Raw genomic sequence first — 24,930 nt, forward strand, 5'->3', positions numbered from 1 at the left:
CCCGCCTGTTAGGGTGCCCAAAGGCATTCGAAAACGGGAGGAGCAGACATGCCGAAGAAGATTTTGATGATCGCCGGCGATTTCGCCGAGGATTATGAGACCATGGTGCCGTTCCAGACCTTGGCTGCGGTCGGTCACGCGGTCCATGCCGTCTGCCCCGGCAAGAAGGCGGGCCAGACCATCGCTACCGCGATCCATGATTTCGAGGGCGACCAGACCTATTCGGAAAAACGCGGCCATAATTTCGCGCTCAACGCCACCTTCGCCGATATCAGGGTTGCGGATTACGATGCGCTGGTCATTCCGGGCGGCCGCGCGCCGGAATATCTGCGGCTGAATGCGGATGTGCTTGCGGCGGTGAAACATTTCTTCGAAGCGGACAAGCCGGTGGCCGCCGTCTGCCACGGCGCGCAATTGCTGGCGGCAGCCGGTGTTCTGAAAGGCCGCACCTGCTCGGCCTACCCGGCCTGCCGTCCCGAGGTCGAGCTTGCCGGCGGCACCTATGCCGATATCGCCATCGATGCGGCCGTTACCGACGGCAAGCTGGTGACGGCGCCCGCATGGCCGGCTCATCCGGCATGGCTTTCGCAATTCATGGCGGTGCTCGGCAAATAAGCTGTGGCGAACGGGGCTTTTGCAGGCCCCGTTTTCCGCCTATCTTTCAGGCGTGGTGAGGGAGGAGACCATGTGCAAGCTTTTCATCAAGGCAGACCCTGCGCTCTGGGAAAGCCATACAAGGTCGCTCAGGATCGATGGCATGGTCACGAGTGTGCGGCTTGAAAATTTCTTCTGGACAACGCTGGATGAGGTCGCGCGCCGCGATGGCATGAACAGCGTGCAGCTCATCGCCAAGCTTTATAATGAATCGATCGATGCCGGGCACGATCTCGGCAATTTCACCTCGTTCCTGCGGGTCTGCTGCGGCCGTTATCTCGCGCTTCAGCTTTCCGGTGATATTCCGGCGCGCAGCGATATTCCGATTGCCGCGCTGGATGCGGACAGCATTCTCGATGCGGAAAAGGTGAATTATCATTGATGACGGTAAGCGCGGCGCGGGAATGCGCCGCGCGTCTTCTTAGCTCTTCAGCGCCCTTGGATCGAGCGCATCGCGCACGGCGTCGCCGATGTAATTCACACTCAGAACCGTCAGTGAAATCGCCAGCCCCGGCCACAACACGCGCGAGGGTGTCAGTTGCAGGAAGTTGGCGCCGTCGAACAGCAGCCGCCCCCAGGTCGGGAAATCGGAGGGGAAGCCGAGGCCGAGGAAGGAGAGTGCGGATTCCGTGATGATGGCCGAGGCGATGCCGAGCGTGGCCGAGACCATGATCGAACTCAGCACATTCGGCAGGATATGCCTGAGGATGATGCGGTATTCGCGCATGCCGCTCGATTTTGCCGCCATGATGAATTCCTGGCTTTTGATCGTCAGCACATCGCCGCGCACGATACGGGCGGTATGCATCCAGCTGGTTATGCCGATCACGAAGACGATGAGGATGAAGATGCCGGTTTCCGGCCCGAAGGCCGCGCGCAGCGTATCGCGGAACAGCATCAGGATGACGAGCAGCAGCGGCAAAAGCGGCAGGGCTAGGAACAGGTCGGTCAGCCGCATCAGCGGACCGTCCAGATTTCGGAAATAGCCTGACAGCACCCCCACCAGCGTACCGAGAAACAGCGCCAGCAGCATGGCGGTGATGCCGACGGCAAGCGAGATGCGCCCGCCGGCCAGAACCTGCGCCAGCATGTCCTTGCCGAGATTATCGGTGCCGAAGGGATGCGCCCATGATGGCCACTGGTTGCGTTCCCTCACATTGATGGCGTTGGGTGCGACGGTGTGGATATAGGGCCCGACATAGACCGCCAGCAGGATGAAGATGAAGACGAAGAGGCCCGCCACACCGCCCTTGTGAACGCGGAACTGCTTCCAGATATCGGCAAGGGCGGATTGCGTGGGGGTGGCCGCAACCGTCGGCGCTGCGATGGTGGCGTCAGTCATAGCGAATCCTCGGGTCGAGAATGCCGTACAGCACGTCGGCAATCAGATTGAAGAGCACGATAAGCACCGCGAAAATGAAGGTCAGAGTCTGCACCAGCGGAATATCCGCGCCCTGAACGGCTGTTATCAGCAATTGGCCAAGCCCGTTTACGCGGAAAATCTGCTCGGTGATGATGGCGCCGGAAAAGATTGTCGGCACGCCGAGCGCAATCACGGTCACGACCGGAATGAGGCTGTTGCGCAGCACGTGGACGAGCAGAACGGATTTTTCCTTCACGCCCTTGGCGCGGGCGGTGCGCACATAATCCTGATGCAGATTGTCGAGCATGGAGGCGCGCACGAAGCGGCTGATCTGCGAGACGTTGTAGAGCGTCAGCACCAGAACCGGCAGGAACATCTGCTTGATCTGCGCGACGAAGCTTCCCCAGTCGGTCACCTGCAGATTGGTGTCATAGACGGAAGGGAACCATTGCAGGTAGGAGCTGAAGATGACGACCAGCAGCACGCCGGTGAAGAAGGTTGGCACCGAATAGCCGACCATCGAAACGAAGGTGCCGATCTGGTCGAAGATCGAATATTGCTTATAGGCGGAAATGACGCCGATCGGGATCGCCAGCAGCGCCCCGAACAGATAGGCAAGGCCCACCACCCACAGCGTCTGCGGTATGCGCTGGATGACGAGATCGACCACCGGGCTGCGTGTCGCCCAGGACAGCACACGCATGCGGTTGCCATCGCCGATCTGCCAGCCGGTCAGTTTTTCGAAAAGGTTCAACGGTTCGTTGATGAAGAACTGCTGCAACCAGAGCAGGTAGCGGATGAGAAACGGCTGGTCGAGGCCGAGGGAGGCGCGGATCTGCTCACGCACTTCGGGCGGAATGGTCAGCGGCAGGTCGCCGGTCGGGTCGTTGGGCGCGAGATCGAGCAGGGCGAAAATGACGAAGCTGATGACGAGCAACGTCGGTACGGCAAAGGCAAGCCGCCGGAGCGTAAAGGCAAACATCTGAAACTCTCCAGACTCAGAGCGCGGCAGGACGAAAATTGAGAGCATCTTCGCCGTGACGCTGCAAATGTGTCTTCAGATCATGGTCCAGGGGCATGCAAAAGGCCGGCCCCCTTGTCGGGGAGCCGGCGCATCTGCGTGTTACTTCTTGCGGGACCAGTCCGCGACGTTCCAGAGTTCCGAATCCCAGGCGTTCATGCGAACGCCTTCCAGCGTCAACGAATGCGAGGACACGTTGCCGCGATGAATGAGCGGAATATGCGCACCTTCCTCCGTCAGCATGTCGTTCAGCTGCTTGGCGATTTCCCCGCGCTTGGCAAAGTCCGTCGTTTTGGAAAGCACGTTCACCAGCTTGTCGAATTCCGGGTTGCAATAACGCGGAACATTCTGTCCCTGCCAGCCATTGGCGGGGGTGGGGATCTTGTCGCACAGCCATTCCGCCAGATATTTTTCCGGGTCCGTGCCGTCGAAGTTGTTGGTATACATTTCGACGTCGGCATAAAATTTCTGGAAGGTATCGGGGCTTGCCGGGTCGCCGCCGAAGAACACCGAGGCGCTGACATTGCGCAGCTCGGAAGCAACGCCGATCTGCGACCACATGTCCTTCACCAGTTCCTGCGCCGCCTGGCGAACAGAGTTGGTTGAGGTCTGGTAGAGGAAGGACAGCTTCACGCCGTTCTTGGCGCGGATGCCGTCGGATCCCTTCACCCAGCCGGCATCATCCAACAGCTTGTTTGCACCTTCGACATCCTGTTTCAGGCACCAGCTGTCATTCTTGGTGGAAGCGACGGCTTCCGGGGCCGGCACGATGTTGCAGGTCGGCTTGCCCGCTTCGCCATAGCCCGTCTCATCGATGATGTCGCGGTCGATCGCAAGCGACAGCGCCCGGCGCACGGCCGGATCGGACAGGGCCGGATGCGGGCCGCCCTCCTTGGTGGAGCGCTTGTCACCCAAGGCGGGATCGGCATTGTACCAGTTGAGATTGATACGCTCGACCTGGGTGCCGAAGGCGGTTTCCAGCTTGCCCTTGCCGGCGGCCACCATGGTGGCCAGAATTTCCGGCTCCACCTGCATGTTCCAGGCGTAATCAAATTCGCCCGTTTCAAGAACGGCACGCGCAGCGGAAGCCGCATCGCCGCCGCCCTTCAGGGTTACCGTTGCGAAAGCGGGCTTGGCCGGATCGCGATAATTGGTATTGGCGACGAAGCTGATGACGTCGTTCGGCTTGAAATCCTTGACCACGAAGGGGCCGGTGCCGATGGGGCCGAAATTGGCGGATGTGCAGCCAGGGGCGGCTGCCCCGACGCATTTCTCAAACTGCTTCTTCTGGATGACGGGGGATTGTGCGCCGACGAAGGCGGAATAGGGGTAGGGTTTCTGTTCGGTGAAGCTGACCTTGACGGTATGGGCGTCGACGGCCTCGACATTCTTCACGCCCTCATATTGAGCCGCCTGCGCGCAGCCGCCATCCGGCGCGGTGCAATATTTCCAGGTGAAGATGACGTCATCGGCGGTCAGCGGCGTGCCGTCCGACCATTTGACGTCGCTCTTCAGCTTCCAGGTCATGCTGAGCAGATCCTTCGCGACGCCGCCATTGTCGACCGTCGGGATTTCGCTCACCAGCATCGGTACCAGCTCGCCCTTTTCGTCGTAGCGCGCCAGCGGCTCGATCACCATGGACGAGCTGTAGACTTCCTTGGTGCCAGCGGAAAGATAGGGATTGAGGGTCGATACGGCCTGCCAGAACAGGATTTTCAGTTCGCCGTCACTGCCGCGCTCGGCATGGGCGGCAGAGCCTGCCAAGGCCATGGCCGCCACCGTGCTGGCAAAGAGAACGCTGCGCTTCTTCATTGTGGTTTTCCCCTTTTTAGATTTTATCTATTTGAATGTTTGACGCTTTTCCCGTCGTCATGTGCAAGGTCTATTTTTATAAGTATTTGACTTTGCTAAGGAATATTCCTCCATTCCCGATGATGCTATTGTCAGTTTTTTTGAAAAGCAAGCCCCAAACTTTTATTGATGAACAAAATTTGAGCCATTCGCCTCTTGGCCTATTTTTCGCTCATGCAGCAAAATTCAGACTTGCAAAAGTAGAAATTCCAAACGCAATATGGTTCCCGACAACCCGGCGGGGAACAAAAAAAGGGAAAAAGAGAATGCCGATATTGAACCGTGTGGCCGAAATGCAGGAAGACGTTGCCGGCTGGAGGCGCCATCTGCATGAACACCCGGAGCTGCTTTACGATGTCTACGAAACATCGAAGTTCGTGGCCGAAAAACTGACATCCTTCGGCTGCGATGTGGTCGAGACCGGCATCGGCAAGACCGGCGTGGTCGGCATCATCAAGGGGCGGCACGGCGACGGCCCGACCATCGGTTTCCGTTCCGACATGGACGCGCTGCCGATCCTCGAGACCAGCGGCAAGCCTTGGGCTTCGAAAATCCCTGGCAAGGCCCATTCCTGCGGCCATGACGGGCATACCGCCATGCTTCTGGGTGCTGCGCAATATCTGGCCGAAACTCGCAACTTCAAGGGTTCCGTCGCGGTCATCTTCCAGCCGGCGGAAGAGGGCGGGGCAGGGGCGCTTGCCATGCTGAACGACGGCATGATGGAAAAATTCGGCATTTCGCAGGTCTATGGCATGCATAATGAGCCGGGCATTCCCGTCGGCCAATTCGCCATCCGCAAGGGATCGACCATGGCGGCGGCGGATAGTTTCGAAATCATCATCACCGGCAAGGGCAGCCATGCGGCCGCACCGCATCTTTCCATCGATCCGGTTCTAACCTCTGCTCATATCATCATCGCCCTGCAATCCATCGTCTCGCGGGAGACGGACCCGCTTAAATCGCTCGTCGTCACCGTCGCCACCACCCATGGCGGCACGGCCGTCAATGTCATTCCCGGTGCGGTGACGCTGACGGGGACGGTGCGCACCTTGCTTCCGGAAACCCGCGATTTCGCCGAAAAGCGCCTGAAGGAAGTGGCGACCGCAACCGCCATGGCGCATGGCGCCACCGTGGAGGTGAAATATCATCGCGGTTATCCCGTCACCTTCAACCACAATGACGAAACCGAATTTGCGACCGGCGTGGCGATGGGTGTGGCCGGTGCCAACGCCGTCAACACCAATCCCAACCCGCATATGGGGGCGGAGGATTTCTCCTATATGCTCGAAGCGCGTCCCGGCGCCTTCATCTTCATCGGCAATGGCGATACCGCCGGGCTGCACAATGCGGCCTATGATTTCAACGACGATGCGCTGCCTTACGGTATCAGCTACTGGGTCTCGATGGCCGAAAAGGCACTTGCTGCGTAAGACATCCGGCGGCCCGCGTGGCCGCCTTCTGCTTTTCAGGAGATCGGCATGCTTTTGGCGGCAACATCCATGGAACAGACCGGCGGTTCAGTCAGCCCGGTTTTATCGGTTCAGAATCTCACTACGTCCTTCCGCGTTGATGGCGGCTGGAAATCCGTGGTGCGCAATATGAGTTTCGAGATCGCGCCGCGCGAGACGGTGGCGATCGTCGGCGAGAGCGGCTCGGGCAAAAGCGTCACCTCGCTCTCCATCATGCGGCTCCTCGATAAAAAAACGAGCCAGATCGAGGGCAGCGTCATGCTCGGTGGGCGCAATCTCCTGGCGCTGCCGGAAGAGGAGATGCGCAAGGTTCGCGGAAAAGACATTTCGATGATCTTCCAGGAGCCGATGACCAGCCTCAATCCGATCTTCCCGATCGGCAAGCAGATCGCCGAAGCGCTGACCGTGCATCAGGATATTTCTTCATCGGCCGCCAAGGCCGAGGTAATACGCCTGCTGGAAAAGGTCCGCATTCCCAATGCGAAGAACCGTTTCGACGATTATCCGCACCAGTTTTCCGGCGGCATGCGCCAGCGCGTAATGATCGCCATGGCGCTCGCCTCCAAACCGAAGCTGCTGATCGCCGACGAGCCGACAACGGCGCTCGACGTGACCATTCAGGGCCAGATCCTCGACCTCATCAAGACGCTTCAGGAAGAGGAGGGCATGTCGGTCCTGTTCATCACCCATGATATGGGCGTGGTGGCGGAAGTCTCGGACCGAACCATCGTCATGTTCCGCGGCGATGTGGTGGAAACCGGCAGCACCGACGACATCTTCCATCACGGCCGCCACCCTTACACGCGCGCTTTGCTTTCAGCCGTGCCGAAGCTCGGCTCAATGAAGGAGCGGGTGCTGCCGGCCCGCTTCCCGATCATCGATATCAAGACCGGCGAAAGCCAGCCTGTCGCGGAGGTGAAGGACACGGTTTCCGGCGGCCGCACGCCCATTCTCTCGGTCAAGGATCTGACGACCCGCTTCGATATCCGCTCCGGCCTTTTCGGTCGCAAATCCGGCGCCGTGCATGCGGTGGAAAAGGTCTCCTTCGATCTCGCCGAAGGTGAGACCCTGTCTCTCGTGGGCGAATCGGGTTGCGGCAAGTCCACCACGGGCCGCTCCATCACCCGGCTGATCGAGCCTACCTCCGGGAATGTGACGCTCGACGGTTACGAGGTGCTGAAACTCGACAAGACGACGCTGCGCACCATGCGCCGCAGCGTGCAGATGATCTTCCAGGACCCCTTCGCCTCGCTCGATCCGCGCATGAGCATCGGCACGGCGATCATGGAACCCTTTATCGAGCACCGGCTCGGGTCCAAGCCGCAGGCGCGTGAAAAGGCGGCCGATCTTTTGGAAAAGGTGGGCTTGAGTCCGGATATGATGCGGCGCTTCCCGCATGAATTTTCCGGCGGCCAGCGCCAGCGCATCGCCATTGCCCGCTCGCTGATGCTCGACCCCAAGGTCATTGTCGCCGACGAGGCGGTGTCTGCGCTCGATGTGTCCATCAAGGCGCAGGTCTGCAATCTGCTGCTCGACCTGCAACAAAGCCTCAATCTGGCCTTCCTGTTCATCTCGCACGATATGGCAGTGGTGGAGCGCGTCAGCCATCGTGTGGCGGTGATGTATCTCGGCGAGATCGTCGAAATCGGGCCTCGCGCGGCGGTTTTCGACAATCCGCAGCACCCCTATACGAAAAAGCTCATGTCTGCCGTTCCGGTGCCGGATCCGGCGCGGCGGCAGATCCGGCGCAACATGGCGACGGATGAGATCAAAAGCCCGATCCGGCCGGTGGATTATGTGCCGCCGCAGCGGCATTACCGCGAGGTTTCCGCAGGGCATCTGGTGCAGGAAGCGGCGTGATTGAACAGTGTCGGCTTCGGGCTGAGGCTGATACGGGAGCGAGTGGTTGCCCCTTGTTTCTTCTCCCCACCGGGGAGAAGGGCGCGGCAGCGGGATGAGGGGGCGAGGGTAGCGTTATTCGGAGAGGGTTCCCCCTCATCCGACCCTTCGGGCCACCTTCTCCCCTCGGGGAGAAGAAGCGCGCCGCATTGTTGTGCCAATGCATTTTTCAGTCCGCCGCACGCTCCCTCCCGCATCCCGCCGTTTGACAGCCGACGCAAAAAAATGCCAGCAAATGCTCTAGCATAATTCCTAGAGGGCAGCGGCATGGCCAGACGAAACGACGCACATGGACGGCTGGACGATGCGGCCCGCGCCGGCTGGCTTTATTATGTCGCCGGCCGCACGCAGGATGAGATCGCCGCCGCCATGGGCATTTCCCGGCAATCGGCGCAGCGGCTGGTGTCGCTTGCCGTCGCCGAGCGATTGATCAAGGTTCGGCTCGATCATCCCATCGCCGCCTGTCTCGAAAAGGCCGAACGGCTGAAGCAAAAATTTGACCTTAGATATATCGAGGTGGTGCCGAGCGATCCGGCCGGGGTTTCCTCGACTGTCGGCATTGCCGAGGCCGGGGCGGCGGAAATCGAGCGCTGGCTGAAGAGTGCCGACCCCATCGTGCTGGCCATCGGCACCGGCCGCACGCTGAAGGCGGCCGTGGACCAGCTTCCGCCAATGGAATGCCCGCAGCACCGCATCGTGTCGCTGACAGGCAATATCGGGCCGGATGGCTCGGCTGCCTATTATAACGTCATCTTCAGCATGGCTGACGCCATCAAGGCGCGGCATTTTCCGATGCCGCTGCCGGTGCTGTGCTCCTCTGCGGAAGAGCGGGAACTGCTGCATGACCAGTCCATGGTGCGCTCTACCCTGGCGCTGGGGTCCGCCGCCAACGTCACCTTTGTCGGAGTCGGTGAACTCGGTGAAAACGCACCGCTCTGCGTCGATGGTTTCCTCGGTGTCGATGAGATGAAGGCGCTGATGGCAAGCGGGGCGGTCGGCGAGATTTGCGGCTGGATGTATGATGCCAATGGCCGCATTCTCGAGCACTCCGTCAATGAGCGTGTCGCTTCCGTTCCCATCCCGTCCAGAGACACCTGCACGGTCATCGGCATGGCCCAGGGTGCGCGCAAGAGCGCCTCGATTCTGGCGGCGCTGAGGGGCGGTCTCTTGAACGGCCTCATCACCGACGAAGCAACGGGTGAATATTTGCTCACGCATTGAGCAAAAATTAATTCAACAAAATCAGATGTTTGATTTTTCCATGTGCGCCGCAGCACAGGATGTCGCTTGACTTTTTTGCTCATGAGGTGAGTAAATGCCCCAGAGCAAAGCGAATGCTCATCATTTTTCTTCTGGGAGGAAGATATGACATTGAAGACCATTTTGCTGGGCGCATGCTCGGCACTCGCCCTTTCGACCCTTGCTTCCGCCGAAACGCTGACCATCGCCACCGTCAACAACGGCGATATGATCCGTATGCAGGGGCTGACCTCCGACTTCACGGCAAAGAACCCCGACATCAAGGTCGAATGGGTCACGCTTGAGGAAAACGTCCTGCGTGAGCGCGTGACGACCGATATCGCCACCAATGGCGGTCAATATGACATCATGACCATCGGTAACTACGAAGTGCCGATCTGGGCCAAGCAGGGCTGGCTGCTGCCGCTCGAAAAGCTTGGCGACAAATACGACATGGATGACCTTCTGCCGGCCATCCGCGGCGGCCTCTCCAGCGAAGGCAAGCTTTATGCTGCACCCTTCTATGGCGAATCCGCCATGATCATGTATCGCAAGGACCTGTTTGAAAAAGCTGGCCTGAAGATGCCGGATAGCCCGACCTGGGAATTCATCGGCGACGCCGCCCGCAAGATCACCGACCGCAAGGCCGATATCAACGGCATCTGCCTGCGTGGCAAGGCTGGCTGGGGCGAAAACATGGCCTTCATCAGCGCGCTCACCAACTCCTTCGGTGGCCGCTGGTTCGATGAGAACTGGAAACCGCAGTTCGATCAGCCGGAGTGGAAAAGCTCCCTGCAGTTCTATGTCGATCTGATGAAGGATGCCGGTCCGTCGGGCGCTTCCTCCAACGGCTTCAACGAAAACCTGACGCTGTTCCAGCAGGGCAAATGCGGCATGTGGATCGATGCCACGGTGGCTGCCTCCTTCGTGTCCAACCCGAAGGACTCGACCGTTGCGGACAAGGTCGGTTATGCGCTCTTCCCGACGCATGGCGAACTGAAGAACCATGGCAACTGGTTGTGGTCCTGGAACCTTGCCATCCCGAAGAGCTCGCAGAAGGCGGAAGCCGCCGAAAAGTTCATCTCCTGGGCAACCAGCAAGGACTACACCACGCTCGTCGCTTCCAAGGAAGGCTGGGCAAACGTGCCTCCGGGCACCCGCACCTCGCTTTACAAGAATGCCGACTATGAAAAGGCCGCCGCCTTCGCCAAGCCGACGCTTGCCGCCATGGATGCCGCCGATATCACCAAGCCGACTGTAAAGCCCGTGCCTTATACGGGTGGACAATTCGTGGCGATCCCTGAATTCCAGGCGCTCGGCACCACGGTCGGTCAGCTGTTCTCGGCGGTCGTTGCCGGCCAGTCCAGCGTTGATGATGCGCTTGCAGGCGCCCAGTCGACTGCGACGCGTGAAATGACCCGCGCCGGTTACATCAAGTAATCCTCCCGAAGATCGCTGTCCGGCCTGAGTGCCGGGCAGCGAATGCTCCGGGTCGGAAAGCCGCCAGGCGGCTCTGATACCTTTCAATCAAAACAAGAATGAGCCGGTTCTTCCGGATATGCCGGGCGCATGTCGTGACGCCTCGGCCCAAGGGGAGGTGAGTGTAATGGCAACCCGAAACACGAGCGGTCTTGCGCGGGTTATGCTTGCGCCATCGGTGCTGTTATTGCTGGTGTGGATGATCGTGCCTCTGGCGATGACCCTTTGGTTCTCGTTCCAGAACTACAATCTCCTCAACCCGGCCAATGTCAGCTTTGCCGGCCTGTTCAATTACCAGTATTTCTACACCGACCCGGCCTTCTTCCAGTCGATCTGGAACACGCTTTTGATCGTCGGCGGCGTGCTGCTGATCACCGTCATCGGCGGCATCGCCATTGCGCTTTTGCTCGATAATGACATTTTCGGCCAGGGCATCGTCCGCATCATGATCATCTCGCCATTCTTCGTCATGCCGCCGGTGGCCGCATTGGTGTGGAAGAACATGATCATGCATCCGGGTTACGGCGTGCTCGCCGATCTCTCCCGCTTCTTCGGTTTTCAGCCGGTCGACTGGTTCGCGCAGTTTCCGCTGCTGTCGATCATCATCATCGTCGCCTGGCAATGGCTGCCCTTTGCGACGCTGATCCTCCTGACGGCCCTGCAGTCGCTCGATGGCGAGCAGAAGGAAGCCGCCGAGATGGATGGCGCCAACTTCCTCAACCGCTTCATCTACCTGACCCTGCCGCACCTGTCGCGCGCCATCACCGTCGTCATTCTGATCCAGACGATCTTCCTGCTCGGCGTCTACGCGGAAATCCTCGTCACCACCAATGGCGGCCCGGGTTATGCCTCCACCAACCTCGCCTTCCTCATCTATCGCACCGCACTTCTGGGCTACGACGTCGGCGGCGCTTCGGCCGGCGGTATCATCGCCGTCATCCTCGCCAATATCGTCGCCATCTTCCTGATGCGCGCCGTCGGCAAGAACCTCGACCGGTAAAGGGGAAACATCATGGCCCGCAAGACAACCACACGTGCGAAGATCGGCTTTTCCATCGCGGCCTGGGCCGTGGCGCTCCTGCTGTTCTTCCCGATCCTTTACGCCTTCCTCACCTCGATCAAGACCGAGCCCGAAGCAATCGCCGGCTTCAGCCTCATTCCCTCGGGCACGCTCGAGAATTACGTGACGGTTCAGACCCAGCGCGATTACTTCAAGCCGTTCATGAACTCGGTGGTGCTGTCGCTCGGCTCGACGATCATTGCGCTGATCATCGCCATTCCCGCCGCCTGGGCCATGGCCTTCTCGCCGACCAAGCGCACCAAGGACATATTGATGTGGATGCTCTCCACCAAGATGATGCCGGCCGTCGCCGTTCTGGTGCCGATCTACCTGATCTTCCGCAATGCCGGCCTGCTCGATACCCGCATTGGGCTCACCGTCATGCTCACCTTCATCAACCTGCCGATCGTCGTGTGGATGCTTTACACTTACTTTCGGGAAATCCCCGGCGAGATTCTGGAAGCCGCCCGCATGGATGGCGCATCGCTGTGGAACGAGATCGTGCATGTGCTCACCCCGATGGCGGTGCCCGGCATTGCCTCGACGCTGCTTTTGAACGTCATCCTTGCCTGGAACGAATCCTTCTGGACTATCAGGCTGACGACCACCAATGCCGCGCCGCTGACGGCCTTCATCGCCTCCTTCTCCTCACCGCAGGGGCTGTTCTGGGCAAAACTCTCGGCCGCCTCGATGATGGCGATCGCCCCCATTCTCGTCATCGGCTGGTTCTCGCAGAAACAACTCGTGCGTGGCCTGACCTTTGGCGCCGTGAAATAAGGAACGACAAACATGGGCAGCATTTCCCTTCAGAACGTGTCCAAGCTCTTCGGTGAGGCGAAAGTCATCCCGTCGATCGACCTCGATATCAATGACGGCGAATTCGTCGTCTTCGTCGGCCCCTCCGGCTGCGGCAAGTCCACGCTTCTGCGCCTCATCGCCGGGCTGGAAGACGTCTCCGGCGGCAAGATCGTCATCGACGGCAATGACGCCACCGAAAAGGCGCCGGCCGAGCGCGGCCTTGCCATGGTGTTCCAGTCCTATGCGCTTTATCCGCATATGAGTGTCAGGAACAACATCGCCTTCCCGCTGAAGATGGCCAAGCTCGACAAGTCGGTGATCGATAAAAAGGTCGAAGATGCCGCCCGGGTGCTGAACCTTACCGATTATCTCGAGCGCCGGCCCTCGCAGCTGTCGGGCGGCCAGCGCCAGCGTGTCGCCATCGGCCGCGCCATCGTGCGTGAACCGAAAGCCTTCCTGTTCGACGAGCCGCTTTCCAACCTCGATGCGGCGCTGCGCGGCACCATGCGGCTGGAAATCTCAGAACTGCACAACACGCTGAAGACGACGATGATCTACGTCACCCACGACCAGGTGGAGGCGATGACCATGGCCGACAAGATCGTCGTCCTCAACCGCGGCAATATCGAGCAGGTCGGCTCGCCGATGCAGCTTTACCGCACCCCCGCCAACCTCTTCGTCGCCGGCTTCATCGGCTCGCCGCGCATGAACCTCATCACCGGCGACTTCGCCCGCAGCAAGAACGCCGCCACCGCCGGCGTGCGGCCCGAACATCTGCTGCTGTCGAAAGAAAGCGGCCTGTGGCAGGGCAAGGTCACCGTCGCCGAACATCTCGGATCCGATACCTTCCTGCATCTCGAGGTCGACGGCATCGGGCCGATCACCGCAAGGACCGATGGCGAGTTCGACTGCAGGCATGGCGATACCGTCTTCATCACCCCGGACGAGACAAAGATCCACAGGTTCGATGACAAGGGTGGGGCGATATGACGGGGAGACTGGAAGGCAAATCCGCGCTGATAACAGGTTCGGCGCGCGGCATCGGCCGTGCCTTTGCAGAAGCCTATCTGCGTGAGGGGGCGAGGGTTGCCATTGCCGATATCGATTTCGAGCGCGCCAGCAAGACCGCCCGCGAGATCGGCGAGAATGCCTATGCCGTCGAACTTGATGTGACCAAGCAGCATTCCATCGACACCGCCATCCGCACGGTGGAAGGCCAGACCGGTGGGCTCGATATCCTCATCAACAATGCCGCGCTGTTCGATCTGGCACCGATTGTCGAGATCAAACGCGAGAGCTACGAGCGGCTGTTTTCGATCAACGTATCAGGCACGCTGTTCATGATGCAGGCCGCCGCAAAAACAATGATTGCTCGGGGAAAAGGCGGCAAGATCATCAACATGGCAAGCCAGGCGGGCCGGCGCGGCGAGGCCTTGGTGGCGATCTATTGCGCCACCAAGGCCGCCGTCATCAGTCTCACCCAATCGGCCGGTCTCGATCTCATCAAGCATGGCATCAACGTCAATGCGATTGCGCCGGGCGTGGTCGATGGCGAGCACTGGGACGGTGTGGATGCGCTGTTTGCGAAATATGAAAACCGCCCCGCCGGGGAAAAGAAGCGGCTGGTCGGTGAGGCCGTGCCCTTCGGCCGCATGGGCCGTGCCGAGGATCTGACCGGCATGGCGATCTTCCTTGCCTCCGATGAGGCCGAATACATCGTCGCCCAGACTTACAATGTCGACGGCGGCAATTGGATGAGCTGAGTATCGGGCGCCTGCCGCCCGGCCTTGGCACGAACAACGTTTCCCCTTCGAGGATCGTGACATGACATGCAAACTCTCCCTCGCAACGCTTGACGACGCCAGAAAAACGGCGGCTGTTCCGGCCTATTCCCGGACCGATCTTTCCGCCGGCATCGTGCATTTCGGCGTTGGCAATTTCCACCGCGCCCATCAGGCGGTCTATCTCGATGACCTGTTCAACACGGGCGCGGATCATGACTTCGCCATCATCGGCGCGGGCGTTCTGCCGTCGGATGCCACGATGCGCGAAAAACTCGCCGCGCAGGATTTCCTGACGACGGTGGTGGAGCAGGACAATAACCGTACCGGTGCGCGCGTTACCGGCCCGATGATAGACATATTGCCGGTTGGTGACAGCAAGGCCATCATCGATACGCTCGCCGATCCGAAAATCCGCATCGTGTCGATGACGATTACCGAGGGCGGTTACTTCATCGATGCTTCCGGTTCCTTCAACCCGCAGCATCCGGCCATTGCCGAAGACGGGAAGAACCCGGCTACGCCGAAAACCGTGTTCGGCCTCATCGTCGCCGGGCTGAAGGCACGGCGCGACAAAGGGCTGCAACCCTTCACCGTCATGTCCTGCGACAACATTCCGCATAATGGCAAGGTCACGAAAAATGCGGTGGTCGGGCTGGCGGCCTTGTCCGATCCGGCCTTCGCCGACTGGATCGGTGAAAACGTCGCGTTCCCCAATTCCATGGTCGACCGCATCACGCCTGCTACCGGCGAGCGCGAACGCAATATCGCCCGCGACGATTTCGGCATCGAGGACAATTGGCCTGTTTTCTGCGAGGAGTTCAAGCAATGGGTGATGGAGGATAATTTCCCCGCCGGTCGCCCGGCGCTGGAGAAGGCGGGCGTGCAGTTCGTCAGGGACGTCGCACCCTATGAGCACATGAAAATCCGCATCCTCAATGGCGGCCATGCGGCAATTGCCTATCCGGCGGCGCTGCTCGATATCCATTTCGTGCATGAGGCGATGGAACATCCGCTGATCCGGGCATTTCTGGCAAAGCTTGAAAATGAAGAGATCATCCCGGTCATTCCGCCGGTTCCGGATACAAATCTTGCCGATTATTTCGGGCTGATCGAACGGCGGTTCCTCAATCCGAAGATCGGCGACACCATTCCGCGTCTGGCGCAGGACGGTTCCAACCGCCAGCCGAAATTCATTCTGCCTTCCACCACCGACCGTCTGGCGCGCGGTGAAGATATTGTCGGCCTGTCGCTGGTCTCGGCGCTCTGGTGCCGTTATTTCCAGGGTACTTCCGATAGCGGCAAGGAAATCGCCTTCAACGATGCCAGCGCCGACCGGCTTCAGGCGGCGGCCATCAAGGCGAAGGACGATCCGATGGCCTTCCTCGCGCTTGACGATATTTTCGGAGAGGTTGCCGAATCGGAGCTTTTCCGTAAACGCTTCGCCCATGCATTGAAGACGCTGTGGCAAGAAGGCACGGCGAAGACCTTGCAGCTTTATCTGGATGACAAGCTGGCTGAAAAGTGACCGCGAGATGGAAGACGAAACCGGGCCTCTTTTGATTTTCGATTGCGACGGCGTTCTCGTCGATAGCGAGCCGGTCTCCATTTCCGTCCTTCTCGACATGCTCTCCCATCTCGGCGTGACGATGGGGGAGGAAGAGGCCTATGAACGCTTTCTTGGCCGCAGTGTTGCCAGCATGACGGCGACGCTGTTTGAGGATTACGGTGTCGAAACCGACATCGATTTTCTCGACCATATGCGAGCGACGTTGTTCGAGCGCTTCCGCACCGAGCTGCAGCCGATCGACGGCATTGGCGAAACGCTGGACAGGCTCCTGCCGCTGAGGCGCTGCGTTGCTTCCTCAAGCCAGCCGGAGCGCATCCGTTATTCGCTGGGGCTGACCGGCCTGATTGACCGGTTCGAGCCGCATGTCTTCAGCGCCACCATGGTGAAGAACGGCAAGCCGGCGCCCGATCTGTTCCTGCATGCGGCGCGCGAAATGGGCGTCGAGCCGCGTCACTGCATCGTGATTGAGGACAGCCCGGCCGGCATTGCCGCCGCAAAGGCCGCAGGCATGGGCGTTTTTGCCTTCACCGGCGGCTCGCATGCGCGCTTTCCCGCATTCCGCGAAAAGATCGCCGGGCTTGGGGCGGATGCCGTGTTTGACGCGATGCCGGATTTGGTCCACCTTGTCGGCAGCTATGTGGGGAAGGGCGGTTTTGACGGCCAAGTGGAGCGTGATGCGGGCTGAAGCAGATTTTGCCTGCCGCCATCGCCGGGTCGTTACGCAAGGGATGGAATTGCAGTCTTGATGCGTCAAAATCTCGTCGCTGTCGATGTCGGTACAGCCAGCGCGCGTGCTGGGATTTTCGATCCGACCGGCAGGCTTCTCGCCCGCTCCACCCACCCGATCCTGATGCAGCGTCCGCGTGAAAACCACGCCGAGCACGATTCCACTGATATATGGAATGCTGTCTGCATTGCTGTGAAAGCAGCCCTTGCCGATGCTGGCATTCTGCCGCAAAGCGTCGCCGCCATCGGGTTTGACGCCACCTGTTCGCTTGTCATTCGCGACGCGCGGGGAGAGCCGGTTTCAGTTTCCGTGACGGGTGAAGACAGGTTCGACACCATCGTCTGGCTCGATCATCGGGCGATAGGCGAGGCCGACCGGCTGACGGCATCCGGCCACCGGGTGCTGGATTTTGCCGGCAACAGCGTCTCGCCGGAAATGCAGATGCCGAAGCTGATGTGGCTGAAGGCCCATATGCCGGCAAGCTGGGCGCGCATGTCCTTCGCCTTTGATCTGGCGGATTTTCTGACGTGGAAAGCGACCGGTTCAGCGCAGCGCTCAAATTGCACGCAGACCGCGAAGTGGAATTTCCTGGCGCAGGAAAATCCCGGCTGGCAGGCGGATTATCTCGAACTGGCGGGGCTTGCCGATCTGAAGGAGCGCGCCAGCCTTCCCGAAACCACGGTGATGCCGGGGGCGAGCATCGGCCCGCTTTCGCCCGATGCGGCGACTGAACTCGGTCTCGATACCGGCTGCCAGGTGGCCGCGGGCATGATCGACGCCTATGCCGGAGCGCTCGGTGCGCTGGGCGGTTGCCTTTCGGACGATGTCGGTCGGCATGTGGCACTGATCGCCGGCACCTCAAGCTGCCTCGTTGCCATGTCCGAGCGGCAGATGCCCGGCCACAGCCTCTGGGGTCCCTATTGGCAGGCGATCCTGCCCGGCCACTGGCTGGTAGAGGGTGGGCAATCGGCGACCGGCGCGCTGCTTGATCATATCGTGCGTATGCATGCGGCTGGCGGTGAGCCGGACACGGCACTGCATGCCCGCATCGTTGCGCGGGTAACGGAATTGCGCGCGCTTGAGGGTGAGGCCTTTGCCGAGCGGCTGCATGTGCTGCCGGATTTTCACGGAAACCGCTCGCCGCTCGCCGATCCCCATGCTGTCGGTGTTATCAGCGGGCTGACGCTGGATACGTCCTTCGACAGTCTCTGCCGCCTTTACTGGCGCACCGCCGTGGCGATTGCGCTCGGCGCGCGCCATGTGCTCGACTCCATGGAGCGCTTCGGTTATTCGGTCGAAAGCCTGCACGTCACCGGCGGGCATGTGAAGAACCCGCTCCTGATGGAGCTTTACGCCGATGTGACGGGCAAGCGCATCGTGGTTCCCGCCACCGCCGATGCCGTACTGCTTGGCACGGCGATGACGGCGGCAGCGGCCGGCGGTGTGCATGCGAGTATTGAAGCGGCTGGCGCGGCCATGTATCCGGGCAATGCGGAAATTACCGGAAATCCGGAGCTCACGCCCCGTTATCAACGGGATTACCGCCGTTTTCTCGCCATGCACCGTCATCGCCAGGAGCTGGAGAGCCTCTGACTTATCAAGGCAAATGGCAAGGCGGAAATATGGCTGACGGGTGCGGCTTGTTTCTTCTCCCCGCCGGGGAGAAGGTGGCCCGAAGGGTCGGATGAGGGGGTAAGCTCTCCGCATATCTCTACCCTCGCCCCCTCATCCCGCTGCCGCGACCTTCTCCCCGACGGGGAGAAGAAACAAGCTGCAATCGCTTGATTTATATGCCCGCCCGCCCTAGGGCGTAGATCAAATGCCCAGCGAACGCTTCAGGCCGGAGAGGTTTTTCATCCGCGTTTTGCGTGTTTCATCGGCTTCCGCCACCAGGCTGCAGAGGGTAAATTCCATCAAAGAGACGAGTTGCAGCAGACCCTGACCGCCATTCTGGGCTTGAGGCAGCGCAAGACAGATATCGGCGCTTTCAGGACCCCATTCGTAAAACCGGGTGGTGATCAACAGGGTTCTGTAGCCGCCTTTGCGTGCGGTTGCCGAAAGGTGCTGCAGGGGCGAGAGGCTGCCACCGCAATCCATGATGACGAGAAGCGTCTGGGCCGGTTCGAAATCCCACAGGGCGACATAGGCAGCACTGCCGCTGCCGAGATAATGGACGTGGCCGCGACACTCCAGAAGCCGTCCATGGAATTGACGCGTGGCCCCAAGACCTTCCGGCGATGTCGCCAGAAAAACATCGGCTGCCGAGGCGATTTCTGCCATCGCCAGACGCCACATTGGCTGGGCGGTCATGTCGAATGCGGTCTGGATGGCCTGGATTTGCTGTGAGAGGAGCTGGGAAAACGGGTTGGACTGGCGCTCTCCGCTTTCACCAATCGTTGGCTGATCCGGGCCAGCCGTCTGTTCCGCATGGCGCAGATCCGCGCGAATGTCGCTGAACTGCCGATATCCGAGCGAACGTAAGAAACGGCCGACCGTCATCGGGCTGAGGCCGAGCTTGGCGGCCAGCGTCTGCGCCGTTTCGAAAGGTAGCTCATCCAGATGCTCGATCAGATATTTGGCGATCTTGCGCTCGGAAGGTGTGCCGGCCTTCATGGCACGGGTAAGATTCAACAGCAGCTTTTCCACCAACGCCTCATTCTTTTATCTTTATTGAACGATGATGCATCCGCGCGCCCGAAACGGGCGTGCGAACCGCGTTTTGACGGTGGGGAAGCTTTCCCGGCCTTGCCCTCCACCGGACAGGAATGCGAAATATTATAGATGGATTATTATATTTTAGAGATACCTCTTATTCAAGGGAAATTCCATCTCCGGTTTAATTTCAGACCTTTGGCGGTTTTTACCCAATCTTGCAGAGCGCAGGCCCAGTTCTTATCTGTCGTCTGGTCAGAGAATTTCAACGCGAGAGGCCCCAGGGGAGTTCCGAATGATTCTTGATGCAGCGAGGCTGGCATTCCAAAATCTCTTTGCGACCGAGACCCGGTCGGTGTTCTGGAAGGTTTTGGGGCTCACGCTTCTCGTGCTGGCGGCACTGTGGTTCGCCATCCGCTCCATCTTTATCTACTTCGCCCTGCCATGGGTGGATACGCTTATCCCCGGCGTACCGGACTGGGCGGGGTGGCTGACCTTTGTTTTTGCCATTTTTGCCGGCATAGGACTGGCGCTGGCGCTGGCATTGCTGATTTCGCCGGTCACCGCCGTCATCGCCGGCCTGTTTCTCGACGATGTCGCCGAAGTGGTGGAGAAAAAGACCTATCCCGATGACCCGCCGGGCAAGGCAATGCCCATTGGCGAGGCCGTGCTGTCGTCGATCAAGTTCTTCGGTGTCGTTATTGCCGGCAACCTCATTGCGCTTTTGCTGCTGCTGGTACCGGGCGTCAACCTCATCGCGTTTTTCCTGGTGAACGGCTATCTGCTCGGCCGGGAATTCTTCGAATTCGCGGCAATGCGTTTCCGCTCGCCTGCCGAGGCAAGGTTGTTCCGCTCCAAACACCGCACTACGGTGTTCATGGCCGGTCTGGTGATCGCCGCTTTTCTGGCCGTCCCGTTCCTCAACCTTTTGACGCCGCTTTTCGCCGCCTCGATGATGGTTCATCTTCACAAGGCCGTCAGCCGGCGTGACCCCTTATTCGCCGCCGGCCGCACCGAACAGCTGCGCGGGTAACTCCACCAGCGGCGCTGGAATATCGAAGGTCTTTTCCGGCGATTTGCAGATATCGGCGATCACGCAGCGCTCGCATTCCGGCTTGCGCGCCTTGCAGCAATAACGCCCGTGCAGGATCAGCCAGTGGTGGGCATGGAACAGATATTGCTCGGGAATGATGCGGACGAGCCGGTCTTCCACCTCGTCCGGGGTTTTCCCCGGCGCAAGACAGAGCCGGTTGGCGATGCGGAACACATGGGTATCCACCGCAAGCGTGGGTACGCCGAAGGCCATTGACATCACCACATTGGCCGTCTTGCGGCCGACGCCGGGTAGCATGACCAGCTCTTCCCGGGTCTTCGGCACTTCGCCGCCGAAGCTGTCGATCAGCATCTGCGACAGGGCGATGACGTTTTTCGCCTTGTTGCGATAAAGGCCGATGGTCTTGATATGGCCAATCAGCTGTTCTTCGCCGAGCGCCAGCATCTTTTCCGGCGTGTCGGCCACCTTGAACAGCGCCCTTGTCGCCCGGTTCACGCCGACATCGGTCGCCTGCGCCGAAAGCGCTACCGCTACTAGGAGGGTGAAGGGATTGGTATGCTCCAGCTCGCCTTTCGGCTCCGGCCGCTGAATGGAAAAACGTCGAAAGATTTCGGTCAGCTCGTCCTTCGAATAGGCCGTCTTCACCCGTGCCGACTTACGCACGGATGCCGGATTTGACTTTTTCAAGGTTTGGGTGCTGGATCGTTTTTTGGCGACTGTCATGGTCTATCTATAGCCAGCCCGCCCAAAGGAAAGCAACGTGGATACGCTCAACGACCAACCGATTTTCGCGGCGGAACTCGTTCCGCACCGTTCGCTTGGAAGAAGGGGTTTCCGGCTGCTTCTTGCCTTGTCGGGGCTCGCCTGCCTGATCTATGGCGGCTTTTTCCTCGCCACCGGGGCATGGCCGGTCGGCCTGTTCTTCGGGCTGGATTTTCTGCTGCTCTACCTCGCTTTCCGCGCCAATTATCGCGCCGCAAAAGCACGGGAAGAGGTCCGCATCTCCCGCACCAGCCTGTCGATCCGCAAATTTTCTCCGGCCGGGCGCATGGTGGAACATCGCTTTAATCCGTTCTGGGCGCGCTTCAAGGTGCGGCGGCACGACGAGATCGGCATCGTCTCCATGCATGTGACGGGTGAGGGGCGGGCGACCGATATCGGTTCGTTTCTCAACCCTGATGATCGGGAAAGTTTCGCCAAGGCATTCGGCGGCGCGCTCGCCACCGTCCGACGACGGACGTGACAGCGCGGTACTCCTCAGTCTCCGTTATGCCCGGGAGAGGCGCTAGGATGACGTTGCATATGGGGGCGTTGGCGGACCGGGAGACCTACCTGCGAACGAAATCATTGTTTCGCGCGTTCCGTGGTCGGCTCTTCAGCCCCTGCTGCCGGTAAGTTTCAGACTGCCATCCTCGCTGATGCTGACATCCAGTTCACCATAACCGGCAATGGAAAGATGCGGCGTTTCGATGGGATGGGAATGGGTGGCGTTGATGACCACCACTGTCGCGCCCATGCTTTCCCCAGCCTGAATACCGGCGGGCGCGTCTTCGAAGACAACGCAGCGTTCCGGCGAGACGCCGAGCTTTTCCGCTGCCTTTTTGTATCCTTCCGGGTCCGGCTTGCCGTTCACCACGTCTTCGGCGCAGATCATAACCGGGGGCGGTGTGAGGCCTGCCGCTGCCAGCCGGCGTTCAGCAAGCGCGCGGGCAGCCGAGGTGACGATGGCCCATTTGCCGGCTGGCAATTTCTCGAGAAATGCAGCCGCTTCAGGAATCTGAAGAATGCCGTCCACATCGTCCATTTCCTTTTGCAGCAGCATATCGGCCTCTACCTGGACATCGAGACCTGGAACGGCCTCGCGGCGCACCACTTCCGAAGCGCGCATGCCGTGAATGCGCTGCAGGAAGGCGTTGGGCTCTATGCCGTTATCCACCGCCCATTCGCGCCAGACCCGCTCCACCACAGCAATCGAATTGAGCAGCGTTCCATCCATGTCGAACAGGAAAGCGGCATAGTCTTGCGAAAATGTCTGGTTCTGCGGTGGGACTTTGCTGTGCATTTCATTCTTCCGTTGAAGGTGTCGGGCTTGCCCCCCGTGTCTATAGCATCGGACGGCATAACGAAATCGCTTTTTCCCGCTTGGAAGCCCAGGACGGGCATCCGGCTGACGGCGGATAGTGTCCCGGAATCGGACGGTTCGCATCTTACCGACTCGGGTGAGATGGGTTAGGGATGCTGGCGGTGGATCCGGTCTCACGGAGCGTCAGGTTGCAGCAAGGCTCAGCCACTATCATGAGTTTTCGCAAGCGATGGAAATGCGCAAAATCAAAAGCTAATGGACGTTTTTGAATGTTTTGCTTGAGATTTTTCCTGGCGAAAATTTCTTAACGAAACTGTCGTCTTAAGGGCGCCGTTAACCATTTGTTAACCATATTCGAGGTACCTAATTGTCAACGATTTGTTTACCAAGATGACCAAAGTGCTAACAGACCAGCGTTCGATCCGTATCAAAGGCCGCTCCTTCCTCGCGGTCGTCCTGTCTCCCGAATCTCCGGTCGATCAATGGCTGGAAAGGCTTGATGATCTCGCCGCCCGCTCGGCCGGTTTCTTCCTGTCGCGTCCGGTTGTTCTGGATGTGTCGGAACTGACACTCGACAAGGCGGGACTGAAGTCGCTCCTTGCGGCGTTGACGGAGCGCAATGTCGGTATCATGGGCATTGAGGGCGTTCGCCCTTCGATGATCGAGCCGGGCATGCCGCCGTCGCTGAAGGGCGGGAAGCCCGCTTCCGACGTCGAGGTGGAGCCGGTTGCTGTCGCTGCGGAATTGCCGGAAGAAAAGCCGCGTGCTGCGGGCGAGATCCGTGCCGTGGTGCAGTCGCTGGTCATCAACGAGCCGGTTCGCTCCGGCCAGTCGATCATGTTTCCCGAAGGGGATGTGACGGTTATCGGTTCGGTCGCCTCGGGTGCGGAAATCATCGCCGGTGGTTCGGTGCATATTTATGGCGCCCTGCGTGGGCGTGCCATGGCCGGTTCGCTCGGCAACGTCTCGGCGCGCATCTTCTGCCGCAAGCTCGAGGCGGAGCTTCTGGCCATCGATGGTGTCTACAAGGTTGCTGAAGACATCGACGAAAAGCTGCGCGGCCAGCCGGTCCAGCTGTGGCTGGAAAACGATACGATCAAGGCCGAAAAACTTGGCTGATAAAACAGAGAAACAACTATTGGAACAGGAGAGCCATATGGGGAAGGTAGTCGTTGTTACTTCCGGCAAGGGCGGGGTTGGCAAGACCACCTCGACTGCAGCGCTTGGCGCCGCGCTGGCGCAGAACAAGCAGAAGGTCGTGGTCGTCGATTTTGATGTCGGTCTGCGTAACCTCGATCTCGTCATGGGTGCTGAACGCCGGGTGGTTTACGATCTCGTCAACGTCATTCAGGGTGATGCCAAGCTGACGCAGGCGCTGATCCGCGACAAACGCCTCGAGACGTTGTTCCTGCTGCCTGCCTCGCAGACGCGCGACAAGGACAATCTGACGCCGGAAGGTGTCGAATGGGTGATCAACGAGTTGAAGAAACATTTCGACTGGGTGATCTGCGACAGCCCGGCCGGCATCGAACGTGGTGCGACGCTGGCCATGCGCCATGCGGATGTGGCCGTTGTCGTCACCAACCCGGAAGTCTCCTCGGTGCGCGACAGCGACCGCATCATCGGCTTGCTGGATTCCAAGACGCTGAAGGCTGAACGCGGCGAGCGCATGGAAAAGCATCTGCTGCTGACGCGTTACGATTCCGCCCGCGCCGAACGTGGCGACATGCTGAAGGTGGATGACGTTCTGGAAATCCTCTCCATTCCGCTGCTCGGCATCATCCCCGAAAGCACGGACGTGCTGCGCGCTTCCAACGTTGGCGCGCCCGTCACGCTGGCGGATGCCCGCTGCGCCCCGGCCATGGCCTATTTCGATGCCGCTCGCCGCCTCTCCGGCGAGGACATTCCGGTTGTCATCCCCGGTGAGAAGCGTGGCATCTTCTCCAAGATCTTTGCAAGGAGGGCTGCATGAGCATCTTCAGTCTCTTCCGTAAACAGAAGTCGGCACCGCTTGCGCGTGAACGCCTGCAGGTGCTGCTTGCCCACGAGAGGGCATCGTCGGGAACCGATCTCGTCGCTGTCCTGCGGGAAGAAATTCTCGCCGTGATCGCCAAGCATGTGCAGATCGACAGCGACAGGGTGCATGTGAAGATGGATCGCGACGAGCATGTCTCCATCTTGGAGATCGATGTCGAGATACCGTTGAGCGCGGATTTGCGCGCTGCATAAG

24 protein-coding genes are annotated in these 24,930 nt (G+C 59.9%); 18 read left to right on the forward strand and 6 right to left on the reverse strand.

Annotated elements, in window-relative coordinates; translation table 11 throughout:
• Window positions 1-48: 48 nt before the first annotated feature.
• Both CFBP6623_RS22960 and CFBP6623_RS22965 read left to right on the forward strand, forming a co-directional pair.
• Window positions 49-615: a DJ-1/PfpI family protein gene (locus CFBP6623_RS22960; RefSeq protein WP_167379191.1), complete on the forward strand. Its 567-nt coding sequence runs from the start codon at window positions 49-51 to the stop codon at window positions 613-615.
• Window positions 616-685: 70 nt separating this feature from the next.
• Entirely contained in the window at window positions 686-1,036 is a 351-nt protein-coding gene (locus CFBP6623_RS22965) for a ribbon-helix-helix domain-containing protein (protein WP_080842939.1), read from the forward strand.
• Window positions 1,037-1,075: 39 nt separating this feature from the next.
• On the opposite strand, the gene CFBP6623_RS22970 is transcribed toward CFBP6623_RS22965, so the two are convergent.
• From CFBP6623_RS22970 to CFBP6623_RS22980, 3 genes are all read right to left on the reverse strand, one after another.
• Window positions 1,076-1,996, reverse strand: coding sequence for an ABC transporter permease (locus CFBP6623_RS22970; protein WP_046800899.1), 921 nt, complete (start codon window positions 1,994-1,996; stop codon window positions 1,076-1,078).
• Window positions 1,989-2,999 carry an ABC transporter permease gene (locus CFBP6623_RS22975; RefSeq protein ID WP_080842940.1) on the reverse strand — a complete coding sequence of 337 codons (1,011 nt, stop codon included), beginning with the start codon at window positions 2,997-2,999 and terminating at the stop codon, window positions 1,989-1,991. Before CFBP6623_RS22975 ends, CFBP6623_RS22970 begins: the two co-directional genes overlap by 8 nt.
• A gap of 141 nt (window positions 3,000-3,140) precedes the next feature.
• Window positions 3,141-4,850: a peptide ABC transporter substrate-binding protein gene (locus CFBP6623_RS22980; protein WP_052819286.1), complete on the reverse strand. Its 1,710-nt coding sequence runs from the start codon at window positions 4,848-4,850 to the stop codon at window positions 3,141-3,143.
• 305 nt (window positions 4,851-5,155) lie between these two features.
• Between CFBP6623_RS22980 and CFBP6623_RS22985 the strand changes: the two genes are divergently transcribed.
• The 11 genes from CFBP6623_RS22985 (at window position 5,156) to CFBP6623_RS23035 (ending at window position 18,504) form a co-directional block, all read left to right on the forward strand.
• Entirely contained in the window at window positions 5,156-6,319 is a 1,164-nt protein-coding gene (locus tag CFBP6623_RS22985) for a M20 aminoacylase family protein (RefSeq protein WP_052819287.1), read from the forward strand.
• A 48-nt stretch (window positions 6,320-6,367) separates the two neighbouring features.
• The gene (locus CFBP6623_RS22990; RefSeq protein ID WP_080842941.1) at window positions 6,368-8,218 is read left to right on the forward strand and encodes an ABC transporter ATP-binding protein; all 1,851 of its coding nucleotides are present in this window, start codon (window positions 6,368-6,370) and stop codon (window positions 8,216-8,218) included.
• A 306-nt stretch (window positions 8,219-8,524) separates the two neighbouring features.
• On the forward strand, window positions 8,525-9,478 hold the full coding sequence (locus CFBP6623_RS22995; RefSeq protein WP_080842942.1) for a sugar-binding transcriptional regulator: 954 nt from the start codon (window positions 8,525-8,527) through the stop codon (window positions 9,476-9,478).
• Window positions 9,479-9,622: 144 nt separating this feature from the next.
• Complete coding sequence (locus CFBP6623_RS23000) at window positions 9,623-10,936, forward strand: ABC transporter substrate-binding protein (RefSeq protein WP_052819290.1); 1,314 nt, start codon at window positions 9,623-9,625, stop codon at window positions 10,934-10,936.
• A 166-nt stretch (window positions 10,937-11,102) separates the two neighbouring features.
• On the forward strand, window positions 11,103-11,975 hold the full coding sequence (locus tag CFBP6623_RS23005) for a carbohydrate ABC transporter permease (protein WP_080842943.1): 873 nt from the start codon (window positions 11,103-11,105) through the stop codon (window positions 11,973-11,975).
• Window positions 11,976-11,987: 12 nt separating this feature from the next.
• Window positions 11,988-12,812, forward strand: a complete 825-nt coding sequence (locus tag CFBP6623_RS23010; RefSeq protein WP_046800892.1) for a carbohydrate ABC transporter permease — start codon at window positions 11,988-11,990, stop codon at window positions 12,810-12,812.
• A 12-nt stretch (window positions 12,813-12,824) separates the two neighbouring features.
• Entirely contained in the window at window positions 12,825-13,823 is a 999-nt protein-coding gene (locus CFBP6623_RS23015) for an ABC transporter ATP-binding protein (protein ID WP_080842944.1), read from the forward strand.
• Window positions 13,820-14,596 carry an L-iditol 2-dehydrogenase gene (locus CFBP6623_RS23020; RefSeq protein WP_080842945.1) on the forward strand — a complete coding sequence of 259 codons (777 nt, stop codon included), beginning with the start codon at window positions 13,820-13,822 and terminating at the stop codon, window positions 14,594-14,596. The genes CFBP6623_RS23015 and CFBP6623_RS23020 overlap by 4 nt, the downstream gene beginning before the upstream one ends.
• A 61-nt stretch (window positions 14,597-14,657) precedes the next feature.
• Window positions 14,658-16,142, forward strand: coding sequence for a mannitol dehydrogenase family protein (locus CFBP6623_RS23025; protein WP_080842946.1), 1,485 nt, complete (start codon window positions 14,658-14,660; stop codon window positions 16,140-16,142).
• 7 nt (window positions 16,143-16,149) lie between these two features.
• The gene (locus CFBP6623_RS23030; protein ID WP_046802083.1) at window positions 16,150-16,869 is read left to right on the forward strand and encodes an HAD family hydrolase; all 720 of its coding nucleotides are present in this window, start codon (window positions 16,150-16,152) and stop codon (window positions 16,867-16,869) included.
• Window positions 16,870-16,929: 60 nt separating this feature from the next.
• A complete protein-coding gene (locus tag CFBP6623_RS23035; RefSeq protein WP_175415506.1) occupies window positions 16,930-18,504 on the forward strand; it encodes an FGGY-family carbohydrate kinase in 1,575 nt (524 codons plus the stop codon).
• Window positions 18,505-18,726: 222 nt separating this feature from the next.
• Here the strand turns inward: CFBP6623_RS23035 and CFBP6623_RS23040 are convergent, their stop codons facing one another.
• On the reverse strand, window positions 18,727-19,560 hold the full coding sequence (locus CFBP6623_RS23040; protein ID WP_080842948.1) for a MurR/RpiR family transcriptional regulator: 834 nt from the start codon (window positions 19,558-19,560) through the stop codon (window positions 18,727-18,729).
• A gap of 298 nt (window positions 19,561-19,858) precedes the next feature.
• On the opposite strand from CFBP6623_RS23040, the gene CFBP6623_RS23045 reads away from it, so the two are divergent.
• Window positions 19,859-20,596, forward strand: a complete 738-nt coding sequence (locus CFBP6623_RS23045; RefSeq protein WP_080842949.1) for a sulfate transporter family protein — start codon at window positions 19,859-19,861, stop codon at window positions 20,594-20,596.
• On the opposite strand, the gene nth is transcribed toward CFBP6623_RS23045, so the two are convergent.
• Window positions 20,558-21,340 carry an endonuclease III gene (nth, locus tag CFBP6623_RS23050; protein WP_080842950.1) on the reverse strand — a complete coding sequence of 261 codons (783 nt, stop codon included), beginning with the start codon at window positions 21,338-21,340 and terminating at the stop codon, window positions 20,558-20,560. The two genes, CFBP6623_RS23045 and nth, sit on opposite strands and share 39 nt — an antisense overlap.
• A 37-nt stretch (window positions 21,341-21,377) precedes the next feature.
• Here nth and CFBP6623_RS23055 point away from each other — a divergent pair, with 37 nt between their 5' ends.
• A complete protein-coding gene (locus CFBP6623_RS23055) occupies window positions 21,378-21,860 on the forward strand; it encodes a DUF2244 domain-containing protein (RefSeq protein WP_046802078.1) in 483 nt (160 codons plus the stop codon).
• Between the two features lie 132 nt (window positions 21,861-21,992).
• On the opposite strand, the gene CFBP6623_RS23060 is transcribed toward CFBP6623_RS23055, so the two are convergent.
• The gene (locus tag CFBP6623_RS23060; protein ID WP_080842951.1) at window positions 21,993-22,679 is read right to left on the reverse strand and encodes an HAD family hydrolase; all 687 of its coding nucleotides are present in this window, start codon (window positions 22,677-22,679) and stop codon (window positions 21,993-21,995) included.
• A 411-nt stretch (window positions 22,680-23,090) separates the two neighbouring features.
• Here CFBP6623_RS23060 and minC point away from each other — a divergent pair, with 411 nt between their 5' ends.
• Genes minC through minE form a run of 3 tightly spaced genes read left to right on the forward strand, consistent with a single transcriptional unit; the run spans window position 23,091 to window position 24,929 of the window.
• Window positions 23,091-23,819 carry a septum site-determining protein MinC gene (gene minC / locus CFBP6623_RS23065; protein WP_046802076.1) on the forward strand — a complete coding sequence of 243 codons (729 nt, stop codon included), beginning with the start codon at window positions 23,091-23,093 and terminating at the stop codon, window positions 23,817-23,819.
• Between the two features lie 37 nt (window positions 23,820-23,856).
• Entirely contained in the window at window positions 23,857-24,672 is an 816-nt protein-coding gene (gene minD, locus CFBP6623_RS23070; RefSeq protein WP_046802075.1) for a septum site-determining protein MinD, read from the forward strand.
• Entirely contained in the window at window positions 24,669-24,929 is a 261-nt protein-coding gene (minE, locus tag CFBP6623_RS23075; protein ID WP_046802074.1) for a cell division topological specificity factor MinE, read from the forward strand. The genes minD and minE overlap by 4 nt, the downstream gene beginning before the upstream one ends.
• Window position 24,930: the final 1 nt, after the last annotated feature.

It is taken from the genome of Agrobacterium tumefaciens (genome assembly GCF_005221385.1).
GTDB classification, from domain to species: Bacteria; Pseudomonadota; Alphaproteobacteria; order Rhizobiales; family Rhizobiaceae; genus Agrobacterium; species Agrobacterium tomkonis.

Excerpts from the sequence above, each read along its gene's own strand:
- CFBP6623_RS22960 (WP_167379191.1), top strand. The coding sequence starts at position 49 with ATGCCGAAGAAGATTTTGATGATCGCCGGCGATTTCGCCGAGGATTAT.
- CFBP6623_RS22995 (WP_080842942.1), top strand. The coding sequence starts at position 8,525 with ATGGCCAGACGAAACGACGCACATGGACGGCTGGACGATGCGGCCCGC.
- minD (WP_046802075.1), top strand. The coding sequence starts at position 23,857 with ATGGGGAAGGTAGTCGTTGTTACTTCCGGCAAGGGCGGGGTTGGCAAG.
- CFBP6623_RS22990 (WP_080842941.1), top strand. The coding sequence starts at position 6,368 with ATGCTTTTGGCGGCAACATCCATGGAACAGACCGGCGGTTCAGTCAGC.
- CFBP6623_RS22965 (WP_080842939.1), top strand. The coding sequence starts at position 686 with ATGTGCAAGCTTTTCATCAAGGCAGACCCTGCGCTCTGGGAAAGCCAT.
- CFBP6623_RS23030 (WP_046802083.1), top strand. The coding sequence starts at position 16,150 with ATGGAAGACGAAACCGGGCCTCTTTTGATTTTCGATTGCGACGGCGTT.
- CFBP6623_RS23010 (WP_046800892.1), top strand. The coding sequence starts at position 11,988 with ATGGCCCGCAAGACAACCACACGTGCGAAGATCGGCTTTTCCATCGCG.
- CFBP6623_RS23060 (WP_080842951.1), bottom strand. The coding sequence starts at position 22,679 with ATGCACAGCAAAGTCCCACCGCAGAACCAGACATTTTCGCAAGACTAT.
- CFBP6623_RS23025 (WP_080842946.1), top strand. The coding sequence starts at position 14,658 with ATGACATGCAAACTCTCCCTCGCAACGCTTGACGACGCCAGAAAAACG.
- CFBP6623_RS23045 (WP_080842949.1), top strand. The coding sequence starts at position 19,859 with ATGATTCTTGATGCAGCGAGGCTGGCATTCCAAAATCTCTTTGCGACC.
- minC (WP_046802076.1), top strand. The coding sequence starts at position 23,091 with ATGACCAAAGTGCTAACAGACCAGCGTTCGATCCGTATCAAAGGCCGC.
- CFBP6623_RS22980 (WP_052819286.1), bottom strand. The coding sequence starts at position 4,850 with ATGAAGAAGCGCAGCGTTCTCTTTGCCAGCACGGTGGCGGCCATGGCC.
- CFBP6623_RS22975 (WP_080842940.1), bottom strand. The coding sequence starts at position 2,999 with ATGTTTGCCTTTACGCTCCGGCGGCTTGCCTTTGCCGTACCGACGTTG.
- CFBP6623_RS23005 (WP_080842943.1), top strand. The coding sequence starts at position 11,103 with ATGGCAACCCGAAACACGAGCGGTCTTGCGCGGGTTATGCTTGCGCCA.
- nth (WP_080842950.1), bottom strand. The coding sequence starts at position 21,340 with ATGACAGTCGCCAAAAAACGATCCAGCACCCAAACCTTGAAAAAGTCA.
- CFBP6623_RS23035 (WP_175415506.1), top strand. The coding sequence starts at position 16,930 with ATGCGTCAAAATCTCGTCGCTGTCGATGTCGGTACAGCCAGCGCGCGT.
- CFBP6623_RS23015 (WP_080842944.1), top strand. The coding sequence starts at position 12,825 with ATGGGCAGCATTTCCCTTCAGAACGTGTCCAAGCTCTTCGGTGAGGCG.
- CFBP6623_RS22970 (WP_046800899.1), bottom strand. The coding sequence starts at position 1,996 with ATGACTGACGCCACCATCGCAGCGCCGACGGTTGCGGCCACCCCCACG.
- CFBP6623_RS23000 (WP_052819290.1), top strand. The coding sequence starts at position 9,623 with ATGACATTGAAGACCATTTTGCTGGGCGCATGCTCGGCACTCGCCCTT.
- CFBP6623_RS22985 (WP_052819287.1), top strand. The coding sequence starts at position 5,156 with ATGCCGATATTGAACCGTGTGGCCGAAATGCAGGAAGACGTTGCCGGC.
- minE (WP_046802074.1), top strand. The coding sequence starts at position 24,669 with ATGAGCATCTTCAGTCTCTTCCGTAAACAGAAGTCGGCACCGCTTGCG.
- CFBP6623_RS23020 (WP_080842945.1), top strand. The coding sequence starts at position 13,820 with ATGACGGGGAGACTGGAAGGCAAATCCGCGCTGATAACAGGTTCGGCG.